The sequence below is a fragment of the Brevibacterium sp. LS14 genome (assembly GCF_012027885.1).
Lineage (GTDB): Bacteria > Actinomycetota > Actinomycetes > Actinomycetales > Brevibacteriaceae > Brevibacterium > Brevibacterium casei.
This window is the reverse complement of record NZ_SJXG01000053.1, coordinates 47,712-63,535: the sequence shown is the minus strand read 5'-3', so window position 1 is coordinate 63,535 and position 15,824 is coordinate 47,712. Positions and strand designations below refer to the sequence as shown.

General features: G+C 69.7%; 14 protein-coding genes. 4 read left to right on the top strand and 10 right to left on the bottom strand.

All coding sequences use genetic code 11. The features are described from left to right. Positions 1 to 271 precede the first annotated feature (271 nt). Complete coding sequence (gene clpB / locus EZE58_RS12065) at positions 272 to 2,878, bottom strand: ATP-dependent chaperone ClpB (RefSeq protein ID WP_009378729.1); 2,607 nt, start codon at positions 2,876 to 2,878, stop codon at positions 272 to 274. Positions 2,879 to 3,492: 614 nt separating this feature from the next. Between clpB and EZE58_RS12060 the strand changes: the two genes are divergently transcribed. Beyond that, positions 3,493 to 4,494, top strand: a complete 1,002-nt coding sequence (locus EZE58_RS12060; protein ID WP_231882208.1) for an NAD(P)-dependent oxidoreductase — start codon at positions 3,493 to 3,495, stop codon at positions 4,492 to 4,494. A 65-nt stretch (positions 4,495 to 4,559) separates the two neighbouring features. On the opposite strand, the gene EZE58_RS12055 is transcribed toward EZE58_RS12060, so the two are convergent. The 6 genes from EZE58_RS12055 to EZE58_RS12030 form a co-directional block, all read right to left on the bottom strand. After that, positions 4,560 to 6,248 (bottom strand): FAD-binding dehydrogenase, encoded by a 1,689-nt coding sequence (locus tag EZE58_RS12055; RefSeq protein ID WP_063249596.1) that lies wholly within the window; start codon positions 6,246 to 6,248, stop codon positions 4,560 to 4,562. A 28-nt stretch (positions 6,249 to 6,276) separates the two neighbouring features. After that, positions 6,277 to 7,212 (bottom strand): prephenate dehydratase, encoded by a 936-nt coding sequence (gene pheA, locus EZE58_RS12050; RefSeq protein WP_063249598.1) that lies wholly within the window; start codon positions 7,210 to 7,212, stop codon positions 6,277 to 6,279. Next, positions 7,209 to 7,949 carry a glycosyltransferase family 2 protein gene (locus EZE58_RS12045; RefSeq protein WP_063249599.1) on the bottom strand — a complete coding sequence of 247 codons (741 nt, stop codon included), beginning with the start codon at positions 7,947 to 7,949 and terminating at the stop codon, positions 7,209 to 7,211. The genes pheA and EZE58_RS12045 overlap by 4 nt, the downstream gene beginning before the upstream one ends. Before the next feature lie 63 nt (positions 7,950 to 8,012). Continuing rightward, positions 8,013 to 8,885, bottom strand: a complete 873-nt coding sequence (locus EZE58_RS12040) for a DUF5926 family protein (protein ID WP_063249600.1) — start codon at positions 8,883 to 8,885, stop codon at positions 8,013 to 8,015. Positions 8,886 to 8,978: 93 nt separating this feature from the next. After that, positions 8,979 to 9,890 carry a RelA/SpoT domain-containing protein gene (locus EZE58_RS12035; protein WP_063249692.1) on the bottom strand — a complete coding sequence of 304 codons (912 nt, stop codon included), beginning with the start codon at positions 9,888 to 9,890 and terminating at the stop codon, positions 8,979 to 8,981. A gap of 92 nt (positions 9,891 to 9,982) precedes the next feature. After that, a complete protein-coding gene (locus EZE58_RS12030) occupies positions 9,983 to 10,768 on the bottom strand; it encodes an exodeoxyribonuclease III (RefSeq protein ID WP_009378748.1) in 786 nt (261 codons plus the stop codon). A gap of 51 nt (positions 10,769 to 10,819) precedes the next feature. Here EZE58_RS12030 and EZE58_RS12025 point away from each other — a divergent pair, with 51 nt between their 5' ends. From EZE58_RS12025 to EZE58_RS12015, 3 genes are all read left to right on the top strand, one after another. Beyond that, positions 10,820 to 11,644 (top strand): thioesterase family protein, encoded by an 825-nt coding sequence (locus EZE58_RS12025; RefSeq protein WP_063249602.1) that lies wholly within the window; start codon positions 10,820 to 10,822, stop codon positions 11,642 to 11,644. Beyond that, positions 11,641 to 12,516, top strand: coding sequence for an SDR family NAD(P)-dependent oxidoreductase (locus EZE58_RS12020; RefSeq protein ID WP_009378752.1), 876 nt, complete (start codon positions 11,641 to 11,643; stop codon positions 12,514 to 12,516). The genes EZE58_RS12025 and EZE58_RS12020 overlap by 4 nt, the downstream gene beginning before the upstream one ends. A gap of 629 nt (positions 12,517 to 13,145) precedes the next feature. Continuing rightward, on the top strand, positions 13,146 to 14,096 hold the full coding sequence (locus tag EZE58_RS12015) for an alpha/beta hydrolase (protein WP_063249603.1): 951 nt from the start codon (positions 13,146 to 13,148) through the stop codon (positions 14,094 to 14,096). 199 nt (positions 14,097 to 14,295) lie between these two features. Here the strand turns inward: EZE58_RS12015 and EZE58_RS12010 are convergent, their stop codons facing one another. From EZE58_RS12010 to EZE58_RS12000, 3 genes are read right to left on the bottom strand one after another with little or no spacing between them, the layout of a single operon-like run. Further along, the gene (locus EZE58_RS12010; protein ID WP_009378756.1) at positions 14,296 to 14,892 is read right to left on the bottom strand and encodes an alkaline shock response membrane anchor protein AmaP; all 597 of its coding nucleotides are present in this window, start codon (positions 14,890 to 14,892) and stop codon (positions 14,296 to 14,298) included. Beyond that, positions 14,892 to 15,458 (bottom strand): DUF6286 domain-containing protein, encoded by a 567-nt coding sequence (locus tag EZE58_RS12005; RefSeq protein ID WP_063249604.1) that lies wholly within the window; start codon positions 15,456 to 15,458, stop codon positions 14,892 to 14,894. Before EZE58_RS12005 ends, EZE58_RS12010 begins: the two co-directional genes overlap by 1 nt. Further along, positions 15,455 to 15,823: an Asp23/Gls24 family envelope stress response protein gene (locus EZE58_RS12000; protein ID WP_100227478.1), complete on the bottom strand. Its 369-nt coding sequence runs from the start codon at positions 15,821 to 15,823 to the stop codon at positions 15,455 to 15,457. Before EZE58_RS12000 ends, EZE58_RS12005 begins: the two co-directional genes overlap by 4 nt. Position 15,824: the final 1 nt, after the last annotated feature.

Sequence of the window (15,824 nt, the reverse complement as noted above, 5' to 3'; positions counted from 1 at the left end):
AGGATCCGGTGCGAATGCAGGCCGGATTTCGCACCGGATCCGCCTCGGGGAGGCACCCGCCGCAGGCAGGCACGCGTCTCACGAGGCACCCGTCTCGGTCGGGCTCGTGCTCGCCCCACCTGCCGGCCCTCGACACGCACTCACCCGAGCCGCTCACGTCCCCGGACACACTGAAGGAGGGGCGACCATGATGGTCGCCCCTCCTTCGGATGAGCAGTCTGCCGGATGAGCAGTCGGCTTGATGAGCAGTCGGCCGCTCAGCCCGGATGCCTCACTGCTTGGCCTGGAGCTCCAGACCCGTCGTGTCGGCGTGCTCGGGCATCGTGACGAGGACCGTGTCCCCGTCCTGGATGTCGCCGGCAAGCATCTTCCGCGCCAGCTTGTCCCCGATCTCGCGCTGGACGAGACGGCGCAGAGGCCTCGCACCGTAGGCCGGATCGTAGCCTTCGAGCGCGAGCCAGTCCTTGGCCTCCTGGGTCACGTCGAGGGTGATCCGACGATCCGCGAGGCGCTTGTCCATGCTCTTGATCTGCAGGTCGACGATCGAGGTGAGCTCGTCGTTGCTCAGCGCGTCGAAGAGCACGATGTCGTCGAGCCGGTTGAGGAACTCGGGCTTGAACGCCGAGGCGACGACGTCCATGACCGCATCCTTCTGCTCCTGCGCCGTCATCGCCTGATCGACGAGGAACTGGGAACCGAGGTTCGAGGTGAGGATGAGGATCGTGTTCCGGAAGTCGACCGTGCGGCCCTGACCATCCGTGAGACGACCGTCGTCGAGGACCTGGAGGAGGATGTCGAAGACGCTCGGATGCGCCTTCTCCACCTCGTCGAGGAGGACGACGGAGTACGGACGCCGACGCACCGCCTCGGTGAGCTGACCGCCCTCGTCGTAGCCGACGTATCCCGGGGGAGCACCGACGAGGCGGGAGACCGTGTGCTTCTCCCCGTACTCGCTCATGTCGATGCGGATGAGGGCCTTCTCGTCGTCGAAGAGGAAGTCCGCGAGTGATTTCGCAAGCTCCGTCTTGCCGACGCCGGTCGGTCCGAGGAAGAGGAACGACCCGGTCGGCCGGTCGGGATCGGAGACCCCGGCCCGGGAGCGGCGGATCGCATCGGAGACCGCGGCAACGGCATCCTTCTGCCCGATGAGGCGCTTGCCGAGCTCGTTCTCCGCCCCGAGCAGCTTCTCGACCTCGCCCTGCATGAGGCGTCCGGCGGGGATGCCCGTCCACGACGCCACCACCTCGGCGATGTCGTTGGCCGTGACCTTGTCGCTGACCATCGGATCGCTGGTCTGGCCGGCGTCGGCCTCTGCCTCCTCGGCCTCGGCCTCGGCGATCTCCTTCTGCACCGCGGGGATCTCCCCGTAGAGCAGACGCGACGCCGTCTCGAGGTCCGTGTCGCGCTGGGCCTTCTCTGCCTGCGAGCGCAGTTCGTCGAGCTTCGTCTTCAGCTCGCCGACCCGGTTGAGGCCGGCCCGCTGGGACTCCCACGTCGCCTCGAGGCCGCGGAGGTTCTCCTCTTTGTCCGCGAGGTCGGCGCGCAGGTTGCTCAGCCGCTCCTGGGAGGCGGAGTCGGTCTCCTTCGACAGGGCCATCTCCTCCATCTTCAGGCGGTCGACGGCACGGCGCAGCTCGTCGATCTCCGCCGGAGCCGAGTCGATCTCCATGCGCAGCCGTGATGCCGCTTCGTCGACGAGGTCGATCGCCTTGTCCGGCAGCTGCCTGCCGGTGATGTACCGGTTCGACAGGCCGGCTGCGGCGACGAGGGCGCCGTCGTTGATCGAGACCTTGTGGTGCGCTTCGTAGCGCTCCTTGAGTCCGCGGAGGATCGCGATGGTGTCTTCGACGCTCGGTTCGCCGACGAACACCTGCTGGAAGCGGCGTTCGAGCGCCGGGTCCTTCTCGATGTTCTCGCGGTACTCATCGAGCGTGGTCGCGCCGATGAGCCGCAGCTCGCCGCGGGCGAGCATCGGCTTGAGCATGTTGCCGGCATCCATCGAGGAGTCCCCGCCGGCTCCGGCCCCGACGATCGTGTGGAGCTCGTCGATGAACGTGATGATCTGGCCGTCGGCGTTCTTGATCTCCTCGAGGACCGCCTTGAGGCGCTCCTCGAACTCACCGCGGTACTTCGCTCCGGCCACCATGGCCGAGAGGTCGAGGCTGATGAGCGTCTTGTCCCGCAGGGACTCGGGCACGTCGCCGGCGACGATGCGCTGGGCGAGGCCCTCGACGACGGCGGTCTTGCCGACGCCGGGCTCGCCGATGAGGACGGGGTTGTTCTTCGTCCGGCGCGAGAGCACCTGGATGACCCGGCGCACCTCCTTGTCACGGCCGATGACCGGGTCGAGCTTGCCTTCGCGGGCGGCTGCGGTGAGGTCGATGCCGAACTTCTCGAGCGACTGCATCGTGTCCTCGGGGTTCTCCGAGGTGACCTTCTTGCCGCCGCGCAGCTCCGGCAGGGCGGCGAGCAGCGCATCGCGGCTCGCGCCGTTGCTGCGCAGGGCATCGCCCGAGCCGTCGTGCATCGCGGCTGCCGCGAGCAGGAGGTGCTCGGTGGAGACGTACTGGTCGCCGAGCGCCGTCATCTCCTCCTGGGCGAGGTTCATCATCTCGAGGCCGGCGCGCGAGAGGCTCGGCTGCGAGACGGACTGACCGCTGACTGTGGGGAATCCGCCGATCACGGCGTCGACGGCGGTGAGAACAGACTGGCGGTCGGCACCGACCTTGGCCAGCAGGTTCGAGGCGAGGGAATCCGGCTGCTCGAGCAGCGCCGCGACGAGGTGGGCCGGTTCGATCTGGTTGTTGTGGCGCGCGACGACGTCGTTGACCGCCGCCTGCAGCGCCTCTCGTGACTTGGTCGTCATCTGTGCGTCCATGCGCATCTCCTTCAACTGGTGTGTGTGACTTCTCTTCGTTCCAACACCTCAAAAGTTGAGTCTATTCCACTCAACTTTGGTTTTCGAGGGGGAATTGTCGCCGAGATCAGGGTTGCACCACCGCCTCGACGCCGAGGCGGTGGATGGTCGCGGGGTCCGCCCGGGCGGAGATGGCGGCGCCAGGTTGGGCGGTGATGGCGGGGCCCGGCCGGGCGGTGAAGGCAACGTCCGGCTGGGCGGTGAGGGCGGAGGGGGAGAGAGGGTGCCGGCGCGGTGGTCCGGGCCGCGCGTGGATCCCGGCGGCCTTCGTCGCAGCCCCGTGGCCGATGGTCGTGTGCGGCGGCGTCATCGGCGGCTCCTGATTCCAGGCGACTGGGGACAAGGGCGGTTACAGCTGAGGCAATTGTATTCTCACGATGAGGTCTTGTGGGGAACGATTTCTGCGGGCCCGACGCGGCCGAGTCCGTGTGGTCGGTTACAGTTGCCTTAGGCAAGGCAGTGTTCCGTGTGCAGCGGACTCCCCCTGACCGATGCCGATCCGGCCATGCTCGACATGCCGCAGGGGGATGCGCGCACCCGGGATCGGTGAGAGCGGGAAAGAGCGAGGAGCGGCCGTGGCGATAGTGGTGACCGGGGCGAGCGGCTTCATCGGCGGTGCCATCGCCCGTGCCCTGGCGACCCGTGATGAACCGGTCTACGCCCTGTGCCGACGGGATCCGCAGATCCCGGGCGTGAACTTCCACGAATGGGACATCCGGCAGGAGGCGCCGGCCCCGATCCGCTCTCTGGCGAAGAAGGTCACCGCCGTCTTCCACTGTGCCGGCATCCACGACGTCACCGCAGCCTACGACGACTTCTACGACGTGCGTGTCACCGGCACCCGCAACGTCCTCGACGCCTTCGAGGACGCGAGGATCGTTCACCTGTCCTCGACGACCGTCTACTCACCGACGGCCCCGCACACCGACCTCTGGGAGGAAGCGGGTCCGAAGGACCCGAGCGAGTACCACGACGACTACGCGAAGACCCATGTGCTCGCCGAGCAGCTGGTCACCCGCATCCGTCCCGACGCCGCGATCCTCCGCCCCGCCGCCGTCTACGGCCCGAACGAGACGATGTTCATGCCCAGCCTGCGCTGCTTCGCACGCAAAGGGGTCCTCACCCTGCCCGGCGGCGGTCGGCAGAAAATGACCCTGACGGCGATCGACAACCTCGTCCGGGCCGCACTCGCGTGTCTCGACGTGCCCAAGGCCTCGGGGCCGTTCAACATCGGCGACCCGATCCCCTACCGCCTCAAGGACGCGGTGGCCACACATTTCGCCCGCATGGGCTACGACCCCGTCGTCATCGAGGCGATCGCCAAGGACAAGGCGCTCGTGGCCGCGAAGGTGGGACTCAAGGTGAAGTCGCTGTTCCGGCGCGGAGACAGCGCCCGGCTGTTCCTCGTCGAATACCTCCAGCACGACCGCACGTACAACCTCACCCGCCAGCAGCGGGTGCTCGGGATCTCGACGACCCAGTACCTCACCCCGTCGCGCCTCCAGCGCCCCGCCGGACCCGTCTCGGGCGCCGAGGCGACCGCTCCCGACGCGGAGAACCCCGGCCCCGCCGCCTGAGCCGACGCCTCCCGGCCCCGCCGCCTGAGCCGCACACTGTCATCCAGCCTGAGGCCGCCGAAGCCCTACCGCGGCCGTGCGGCCACGGCACGACCGGCGCGGAGTCCCGAGAAGATGCACCCGCCGAGGAACGTCCCCTCGAGCGCGTTGTACCCGTGCATTCCGCCGCCGCCGAACCCGGCGACCTCACCGGCGGCGAAGAGACCCGGGATCGGCTCACCGCCGGAGTCGAGGACCTGGGCGTCGAGGTCCGTCTCGAGCCCGCCGAGGGTCTTGCGCGAGAGGATTCCCAACCGGACGGCGATGAGCGGTCCGTGCGCGGGGTCGAGGATCGCATGCGGGCGCTGGACCCGCACGATCCGATCGCCGAGGTAGCGCCGGGCCCGGTGGATCGCCTGCACCTGCGGATCCCGGGGGTCGGCGTCCCCGATCTCCCGGTCCCGGGCTGCGATCTGCGCGACGAGGTCATCGTGGTCGATGACCGGGCCCCGGGAGCGGGCATTCATCCCCGCGACGAGCTCCTCGGTGGTCTCGGCGACGACGAAGTCGGACCCGAACCGGGTGAACGCCTCGACGGGGGCGGGAGCATCGGAGGAGCGCACGCGGTCGAGGGTGACCCGGATGTCCTTGAGCGTGAGGTCGGGGTTCTGCTCGGAGCCCGAGAGCGCGAACTCCTTGCGGATGATCGAGGCGTTGAGGACGAACCACGAGTAGTCGTGCCTGGTGCTCAGGATCGCGGCCATCGTCCGGTTCGTGTCGAATCCCGGGTAGTTCGGGGCGGGCAGACGCTGCCCGGCGGCGTCGAACCACAGCGAGGAGGGGCCGGGGATGATGCGGATCCCGTGGCCCGGCCAGATCGGGTTCCAGTTCTCGATGCCCTCGGTGTACGCCCAGATCCGGTCCCGGTTGATCAGACTCGCCCCCGCCGCCTCGGCGATGCCGAGCATCCGCCCGTCGACATGGGCGGGCACGCCCGCGAGCATCCGGTCGGGGAACGGGCCGAGGCGCTCGGTCGGCCAGAACCTGCGCATCGTCTCGAAGCTGTGCCCGATCCCGCCGCTGGTGACGATGACGGCCGGGGCACGGAACTCGAAGTCGTCGACCTCCTCCCGGTTCGAGGCGATCCCGCGCGCCGTCGGGCTCGGTGCGAGCACCCGTCCGCGCACGCCGACGACGCCGCGGTCGTCGGTGAGCAGCTCATCGACCCGGTGACGGAAGCGGAAGTCGACCCGGCCGGCCGCCTCGGCGGCTTCGACGGGCTCCCGGAAGATCCGCACGACCTCGGGACCGGTGCCCCACGTGAGGTGGAAGCGGGGCACGGAGTTCCCGTGGTCGGTGGGGTCTGTGCCGCCGCGTTCGGCCCACCCGACGATCGGGGTCAGCCGCAGCCCGAGGCCGTGGAGGTAGTCCCGCTTCTCCCCGGCTGCGAAGTCGAGGTAGGCATCGGCCCACTTCCGCGGCCAGCGGTCCTCCTCCCGGTCGAACCCCGCCGAGGCGGCCCAGTCGGAGCGGGCGAGGTCGAGGGAGTCCCGCACTCCCAGGCGACGCTGTTCGGGGGAGTCGACGAGGAAGAGCCCGCCGAGGGACCAGAACGCCTGCCCGCCGAGGCAGGCCCGGTTCTCCTGGTCGACGATGAGGACGCTCCTGCCCGCACGGGTGAGCTCAAAGGCGGCGACGAGGCCGGCCAGTCCCGCCCCGACGATGATCGCGTCGGGGGCAGGGGGCGTGCCGGTGCCGGCAGGGGCGGTGTCCATCGTCGACTCCTTCGTCGCAGGGGTGGGATCAGTCGTCGCGGTCGAGGACTCCGGTCAGCCACGCGGTCGCCTCGGCGAACGCGGAGTCCGTCGTCGTCGGATCGATGATCGGACGGGTGGCGTCGGCACTCGGGTAGCTGCCGAGGAACTTCACGCTCATCGCGACCCGGTGGACCCCGACGAGGGCGTCGGAGACCCTGGCCTCCCTGATGTGGCCGAGGAGGTCGATGGAGAACTGGTAGAGGCCGAGCCGGTCACCGGTGGGGCGTGACTCGATCCGCGACATCGTGATCCCGCGGGTCGAGAACTGCTCGAGGAGTTCGAGGAGGGCACCGGGCCGGTCGGAGCGCAGGGCCGCCACCAGTGTCGTCTTGTCCGCCCCGGTCTGCGCGGGGATCCGACCGGGCAGGGTGACGACGACGAAGCGGGTGACCGCGTCCTGGCGGTCCCCGATGTCGGTGGCGATGACCTCGAGGCCGTAGCGTTCGGCAGCGAGCGCCGGACACACCGCGGCGACGTGGTCGGCGGCGTCGCCCGCGAGGTCGCGGGCGGCGGCGGCCGTCGACGACGTCGGGATGTAGACGGCGTCGGGGTAGTGCTCGGCCATGTAGCCGCGCACCTGGGCCTCCCCGTGCGGGTGGGTGCCGAACGAGGTGATCGCCGAGGCGGCGGTGCCCGGACGCACGGCGAGGACGAAGCGGACGGGCACGACGACCTCGGCGATGATCTGGAGGTCGCCGTGCTCGGTGAGCGCATCGATCGTCGCCGGCACCCCGCCCTCGACGGAGTTCTCGATCGGGACGACCGCGGCGAGGCAGTCGCCGTCGAGGACGGCGTCGAGGGCGGCCGCGGCACCGCGCATCGGCTGGGTCGTCGCCTGCTCCCGCAGGTCGTGGGCGTCGAGGTAGCGCAGCAGCGCCGCCTCGGTGAACGTCGCTTCGGGGCCGAGGTACGCGTACCTCACTTCCGGCCCTTCAGTCGACGCGCCAGCAGGGCCCGGGCGACGTCGCGGTACTGGGCTGCGCGGTGGAGCTGAGCCTTGAGGTCGCGGCCGGTGACCCGGTGGTGGAGGTCGCATTCGACCTCCTCGACGCGCAGGCCCGCGTTGACGACGTCGATCGTCATCGCCGTCTCCACCCCCCAACCGGCGGCGAACGGCAGGGCCGCATCGAAGGCCTCCCGGCTCAGGCACCGCATGCCCGAGAGCGGCTGGGTCGCCTCGAATCCTGAGAGTTCGGCGATGCCCTTCTTCGCGAGCCCGACGACGAAGCCGAAGCCCCCGCCCTTGCGCTTCTGGGCGGGGAGGATCGCGATCGTCATATCGGCCTCGCCGGCGAGCACGGGGGCCGCGAGCGGTGCGGTGTTGACCGCGGAGTCCTCGAGGTCGCCGTCGATGAAGAGCAGAGCGCGGTGCTGCGGGGGCTGCCCGGGAGCGGCCTCGGAGATCTCGCGATTGCGGATCGCGAACGCCCCGGTCATCATCGCCGCGGCCTTGCCCTTGTTCTTCCGGTGGGTGACGACTTCGGCGCCGGCCCGCCGGGCGACGGTGCCGGTGTCATCGCTCGATCCGTCGTCGACGACCATGACGATGTCGACGCCGGGGATGAGCTTCGTGCTCGCGACGGTCGCTGCGATCCGCTCCGCCTCGTCCATGGCGGGGATGACGGCGGCGATTCCGCTCGGTGTCTGGTGCTCGGGCAAGGACGGTTCCTCTCCTTCATCCCCTCGCCGAGGCGGTGGCCCCGGGCTGCAGGCGGGCGGCGGTCAGTGGATGGTGAGCTGGCGGGCGACGATGCCCGAGCGGAGCCGGCGGGCCTCCGTGCTCAGCGGCTCCTCGGAGCTCAGCGCTGCGTCGAGGCGGGCGGCGAATTCCGCGATCGGCTCCTCGACGTCATCGGCCTGCGTGCCGAACTCGAGCTCCCAGACGGGGATGATGATCCCGTGCGCGCGGAAGTAGCCGAGGAAGGTGCCGGGACCGCCGAGGTCGTTGCCGCCCTCGGCAGCGAGCCTGGCGAGAGCGTCGACGACGGCGTCCTCACCTTCGCTGCGGGCCCAGCGCACGTAGGTGCGGCCCGACATCTCCGTCCAGTACGCGGAGTCAACGGAGGCGAGCTTCTCGGTCGGGGTGATCGAATCGTTCGCCTGTTCGAGGGCGGCGGCCACCTCGTCGTCGTCGCCGGGCAGGTCCCAGTACTCGAAGGTCTCGAGGACGCGGACGGAGAACGGGTGGTCGGTGTCGAGGATGTCCTGGAGCTTCGGACCCTCACCGGGTTCGGTCGTCGCCTCGATCGTCGTGCCGGGGGCCGCCTCGGCGGCGGCGAGGATGCCGCGGGCCACGTCGCGGGAGGCATCGGTCGAGGACACGGGGACCTGCATGCCGGCGTAGAGCGCGCCGTCCTCCCGGTGCCAGGCCTGCCATGCGGCAGGCAGCAGGGAGGCGATCGTCACTTCGTGGCCGCCGTACTCCTCGCTCAGGCGCACCTGCGCGGTGGCGGCGGGGACGAGCTCGCGGAGGCAGATGAGGTCGGCTTCGAACGGCAGCCCCTCGAAGGGGCGGGCGACGAACGCCGTGGCCTGAGCGCGGGCCAGCCGCTTGGCGATGAGGTCTTCCTTGGAGCGCTTCGACTTCTTTCCCATGGGACGCAAGTCTAGTCGGTGCCCACGACCGCACCGTGCACGCCGATCCGGACCTCGCCGAGGCGGTGGCTCAGCCCTCGCCGAGGTGGCGGCTCAGCCCTCCCCGGAGACGGGGATGAAGTACCGGGTCGAGTGGGACTCGTCCATCCGCACCCGCAGGGTGTCCCCAGGCGAGGGCAGTCCCGCGCGGTCGGGGTTGTCGGGGGTGAGGCCGAGCGTCTCGAAGCGGATGATGCCGTGGCGGCCCACCTCGTCGGCGGCGAGGACGTAGGAGTGGTTGAGCTCGCGGATCGTCACCTCGATCGAGGGATCCTCCTCGGCGGGGTCGGTCATCGTCCGCGGCGGTGCGGAGTTGCCGAGACCGAGGGAGGCCCCGACGTCGTCGGCGATGAATCCGGCCACGGAGTCCGCCTGAGCGAAGAGGCCGGCGAGGACGAGGGAGAGCCGCTCCTGCTGCGAGTCCGAAGTGAGAACCTGGCCGGGTTTGAACAGGTGCTCCTCGGAGAGCACGCACCACGCGTCCTGGAGGATCGTGCGGATCTGGAGTTCGACGAGGACGGAGGGTTCGGAGTCGAAGGGGACTTCGACGATGAGGTGGCGGCCGCGGTAGCCGGACGGCTTCGGGTGCGCGGAGTAGTCGCGCACCTCGGCGATGGTGAGCGCGGAATCGTCGTTCGGGTCGGTGAGGATGTCCCAGAGGACCGACTGCTCGCGTTCCGTGCGGCACACGGCGCGGGCCCCGACGACGTCGATGACCTGGTTCTCGACCTCGACGGCCTCATGGATCTCATCGTTGGCATCGGCGAGCTTGCGCCGCAGCTTCTCGCCCGTGCGCAGGGGGTCCTTGATCCGGCCCGGAACCACCTGCATCCGGTCCTCGGTGAGCTGGGGTGATCTCGCCCGTGCCGCGTCGACCCAATCCTCGACCGTCTCGAGCGCTGCCCTCCACGTGGACTCACGCCGCTCGTAGGCCTCTCCGACAAGCTCACGGACTGTTGCTGACATCGTCGTCACCTTCCTCCTGCTCCAACTTCACCAGATGAGAGGGGCGATGTCCATGCTTTCGTCGGCTTTGGTCCGAAGCTGTGCCCGGTCGCTCAGAGGTCGAAGTCGACGATGACCGGGGCGTGGTCGGAGGCTCCCTTGCCCTTGCGCTCCTCGCGGTCGATCATCGCCGCCGAGGCTGTGGCGGCGAGCGCCTGCGAGGCGAGTTCGAAGTCGATGCGCATGCCCTGCTTCTTCGGGAAGCGCAGCTGCTGGTAGTCCCAGTACGTGTAGACGCCGGGGCCGGGGGTGAATTGGCGGGTGACCTCGGTCAGGCCGGCGCCGAGGAGGTCGGAGAAGGCCTGCCGCTCCGGTGGGGAGACGTGGGTGGCGCCTTCGAAGGCGGCCATGTCCCAGACGTCCTCGTCGAGCGGGGCGACGTTGAAGTCACCGCAGAGGACGAGCTTCTCCTCCGGGTCCGCGGCGAGTCGATCGGCGACGACCGAGGTCAGCGCCCGGTACCACTCGAGCTTGTAGTCGAGGTGGGGATGGCCGAGCTCACGGCCGTTGGGGACGTAGAGGGAATGGACCCGGACCCCTCCACACGTGGCAGAGATCGCCCGCGCCTCGTCGGCGTCGTTGTAGGCGGGCATGCCGGCGAAGCCGATCTGCGGGTCCTCGAGGCCGACTCGGGAGGCGATCGCGACCCCGTTCCACTGGTTGAGTCCATGGAAGGCGACCTCGTAGCCGCGGGAGTCGAAGACCTCCCGGGGGAACTGGTCGTCCCGGCACTTGAGCTCCTGGATCGCGAGCACATCGGCGTCGGAGCGGTCGAGCCACGCGCCGATCCGCTCGGCACGGGCACGGATCGAGTTGACGTTCCACGTTGCGATTCTCACCCCTCCACCCTAGACGGTGTTCGCTCGTCAGGCACCCGATAGTCTGACGGCATGCCTGATGCCTCCAACCAGCACCTCGGCCACGACGGTGCGACCGTGCCCGACTCCTACTACGTCCGCCTCGGGGAGGACCGGTTCGCCTCGACCCTGCACAGTCAGGGTGCCTGGCAGCCGGGCGAGCAGCATCTCGCTCCCGCCTCCGGGCTCGTCCTCGCCGAGGTGGAACGCCGCCTGCCGAGTGACAAAATCGTCTCGCGGGTGAGCTTCGACGTCCTCGGCGTCATCCACTCCGGAGAGTTCACCGTCGACGTCGACGTCGTCCGCCCCGGGCGGACCATCGAACTCGTCGAGGCGACGATGCGCCACGGTGAGAGGGTGAGCATCCGGGCGCGGGTGTGGCGGCTGCTCGGAAGCGACACCTCGGCGGTGGCAGGCGACGAATGGACCCCGCTGCCCGCTCCGGAGGACATGCCCGAGCAGGGGCTGAGCGAGCGGTGGGGCGGCGGCTACATCGCCTCTCTGCGGGGACGGCAGGCCGATGACGCGCGTCCCGGGCGCGCCCGCAGCTGGATCACCTCCGACCTCCCGCTCGTCGACGGTGAGGTCGACCCGCCGGCCGCGGCGCTCGTCAAGTACGTCGACACCGCCAACGGGCTCGCCGTGCGCGTCGACCCGCGCACGACCTTCTTCCCCAACGTCGACCTCACCATCCACCTCATCCGCACTCCGACACCCGGCTGGGTCGGCCTCGAGACCCGGGTCGCCTTCGGGCCGACCGGGGTGGGGGAGACGGCGAGCGTGCTCAGCGACGTCGACGGGCCGATCGGCACCGCCGCCCAGTCGCTGACCGTGCGGATGGGCCAGGGCGCGCGATGACCACGGCGCTCGTCACCGGGGCGAGCCGATCCCGACCCCGGGCGCTCGTCACCGGGGCGAGCGCCGGCCTCGGCCGCGGCTACGCCCGTGCGCTCGCCGCCGACGGCTTCGATCTCGTCCTCGTCGCCCGCAGTGCTGAGCGTCTGCGGCAGGTCGCCGGGGAGGCGGAGTCCGAGTTCGGCATCCGCGCCGAGGTGGTCCCCGCCGACCTCTCAAATCCTGAGGACATCGGCCGCCTCGTCGACCTCATCGGGACCCGGCGCATCGATGTGCTGATCAACAACGCGGGCTACGGACTGCTTGAGGGACTCCTCGACTCGGATCCCGCAGACGTCGCGGCCCTCGACACCGTGCTCCAGGCAGCCGTGCGCGACCTCTCCCTGGCCGCAGCGGCCGGGATGCGCGAACGCGGACGCGGAGGCATCATCACCGTCTCCTCCCTTGCCGCGCTGACGACGATGGGCCAGTACGCCGCGTCGAAGGCGTCGAGTCTCGTCTTCACCGAGGCGCTCGCCGGGGAGCTGCGTGACACCCCGGTGACGGTCACTGCGGTGCTGCCCGGATTCGTCCACACGGAGTTCCACGAACGCCTCGGCGCACGCCGACCGGGACCGGGGTGGATCTGGCTGAGCGTCGATGACGTCGTGCGCACATCCCTGCGCGATGCCCGACGCGGCAGGGTCGTCTCGGTCCCTGGGGCGCAGTACCGGCTGGCAGCGGGGCTCGCCCGCTTCCTTCCGCGGGGGCTCATCCGCCGCGGCTCTGCGGGCTTCGCCTTCGACCGGCAGCACGGACGCGACAGGGGAGGGGAGAGCGAAGACGGGCAGGGCCTGACGGTATCGACATCCGAGAAGTTTTTCGGCCCTGAATAACGAGGGAAGTTGAGGCTTGAATGATCTCGACCAGCCCTCTCATCTGCGGGTTCTCGCTGACGAAACACTGATTCTCTCATTCAATGAGAGCAAATAAGTGTGAGATCAACCTTTACAACTGTGCGGAAGGTGTGGTGGAATTGTGATGTCCGCCCGGTGGGGATCGGGTGGACATAACGGACGTATGGGGATGCGTCCGGGTACTCGAGGGGAGTGCTGCGAGGACCCCGGGATGACGCGATTACGCGCCCCGGGGTCTTTGTCATTCACCATCATTCGCTCATTCTGGTGACATGCGGTGCCGAACACTGTTCAGTCGGAGGCCCTTCTGATCAGTATTGATCAGGGATTGCGCGCTTTCCGATCGATGCCGGCAGTCATTCCCCGGTCATCATCTCCGTCATCCGAAGTCACCACGACAGTCATTGACGCGCCGGATCGGTAGACCGTCGAGACGGTCGCCGATCCGACCGCAGGAGGGTGGTCGAGAGGTCTTCGATGCCACCTCGGCGGTGCGGGTCCGGCACTCGCGAAAAGTGCCGTCGAAGCACCCGATCTGCGCAATCTCGCCGGTAGGCTGGTGTGAGTTTGATCACGCATCCGCATCGCGCCGACTGAGAGGCACCCCTATGGCCGTCTTCGATCTCACGTTCCCCTCGAGCAACGGCCGCGACGACGTGCGCGCCTGGGTGCACACGCCGGTGGCGGAGAGGCCGCGGGGACTCGTCCAGATCGTCCACGGGTTCGGCGAACATGCGCGTCGTTACCTGCCGCTCGTCTCGGCGCTCCTCGACGCCGGCTACGCGGTCGCGCTCGACGACCATCTCGGGCACGGCACCACAGCGGTGGCCAATGACTCCTGGGGTGACTCCGGTGGTGCCGACCCCGGGGTCTTCGTCTCCGACGAGGCCGAACTCGCCCTCCGGGCGCGGGCCATCGTCCCCGACGTGCCCTTCCTCGTCTTCGGCCACAGCTGGGGGTCGATGATCATGCGGGCCTACCTCGCCGAGTGCTGCGGCGACGTGGCCGGGGCGGTGCTCTGCGGCACCCCGGCCGGGATGCTCGGAATCGCAGAGGGCCGCGATCACGCTCTCGCACAGATCCACGACGAGGGCGCCGGCGCCGTCGACTCGGGCGCGCTCGCGCTCATGCTCGGTCCCCTCAACCGACGGTACGGCTCCGACGCGACGCCGATCGACTGGGTCTCGGGATCGCCCGCCGTCCTCGCCGACTACGTCTCCGATCCGCTCAACCTCGGGCAGCGTCCCGTCACCGCGGGCTTCGCCGCCTCCTTCGCCGCACTCTACGAGCGGGTCGACGGAGCCGGCTGGGCCTCCCGCGTCCCCCACGAGGTGCCGGTGCTCCTCATCGCCGGGGAGGAGGATCCCGTCGGCGACTGGGGAGAGGGTGTCCGCAGCGTCGCCGACGATCTCGTCGCGGCGGGCCATCCGGCCGTGACGACTCGGCTGTGGGCAGGGGTCCGGCACGAAGTCCACAACGAACCCGACGTCCGCGACGAGGTCTTCGCCGTCGTCATCGAGTTCTTCGACGAGGTCACCGCGGCGCGGCCGCTGCCCTGAGGTTCAGCCGTCCACGCGCGTGTTCGAGCGCAGCCCGGCGCCGAGGCGTGGGGACTCGACCGCGCGGCCGTGGGCTGAGTGCCCCGGACGGTGCCGGGCGGAGCCGGATCGGACCGTCCTCGCGGCAGTGACGCACGACGACGGAGCGGCGCCCCCTCCGCTGAGGGGGCGCCGCTCCGTCATGTCATCGTTCGGCGGCCTATGCGAGGGTGACCTCGCGCTGCTTCCGATTCGACGACCGGGCGATGCCGATCTCGAGTCCCATCGCCGCGATCGGCACTCCGAGCGCTCGGCTGGCATTGCCGGCGACCCGGTGGGCGATGTCGGCGACGACGGCATCGATGTCCGCGCGTTCGTCGACGTCGACGTGCACGATGAGCTCCGGTCGCTTCGCGGTGCCGCGGAGGATGACCTGGGAGTCCTCGACGCCGTCGGTGGCCTCGAGGTCGTCGGAGACCGCCTCGGCGACGACTGCCGCTGTCACCGAGGTGATGCCGGTGCGAGCGTCCTGCTGGAGGCGCAGCGGCTTCGCCGCGTCCTTGCGCGGGATCTGCAACGACAGCCACCAGATTCCGATGATCGCGAGCACCACCGCGATGACGACGGCGACGATCGCTGAGAACGGGAGCGCGAACTTGTCCGCGATCGGGGCGAGACTCGCCGAAGGATCGAGGCCGGGCAGGATGCCGGCCAGGAGCCCGAGCCCGAAGAGGGCGACGAACGCTCCGCCGAGGAGGAGGATGAGTCCGATGATGAACAGACCGGTCCGGTTCGCGCCTGCTGCCATGCGTCGCATCACTGCCTCCTGACCGCGTGCACGCGCACGCTCGGTTGCCGGACGAAATCGATCGAGCTCAGCCGACGCGAGACCGAATCGGCGACCTCGCTGCGGATCTCGGCGGTGTCACGCACCGGGGTGGTGAACGTGACGATCGACGAGCGGGTGTTCGATGAGGCGCGCACCCGGGCGACCCCGTCGACGGCATCCGCAGCCGAGGCGGCGAGGTCGGAGAGCGCCGACGTCGGCATGGCGACCTCGAGGCGCTCGACGTGCTCGGCTGCAGGGGCCTGCAGGCCGAGGATGCGGCGGGCTCCCGGCGAGATCGCGAGGATGACGAGCACCAGGCCGATGAGGCCGAGCACGATGCCCGCAGCGATCACCGCGGGGGTGGCCCACTGGAGAGATTCGGCGCCGGCGATGCCGGGCAGAACCGTCTCCAGAGAGGCGTCCGCGGAGTTCGCCTGCGCGATCGCGGCGATGCCCGCCCACCCCAGGGCCACTGCGATGAGCAGAAGGACCACGGCGACGATGACGGATGGCACGACCCGCGCGGGGCGGGCGCGCAGAAGCTGTGCACTCATGCCAGACTCCTCACTTCGGCTGAGCGGCCCGTACCTTCGGGCCGGAGCCAGGTCACGTCGATGTCGACCTGGCGGACAGCGACCCCCGTGAGCGATTCGACTTCGGTGCGCAGGGTCTCACGCACCGATTCGGTCGTCTGGGAGATCGGGAGCGGATAGCGGAGGCCGAGCCGGACGTCGAGGACGCAGCTGCGGCCGGAGAGGGTCACCGACACGCTCGGACGGGCGTCGAGGCTGTCATTGCCGCCGATGCCGAGGAAGCCCGAGGTGGTGCCGCCGACTCCGGGGATGCCCTTGAGGATCTCGGAGGCCGTCTTCTCGACGACTCTGTCCGCGATCGTGAGGCTACCGCGTGATGCAGCCACG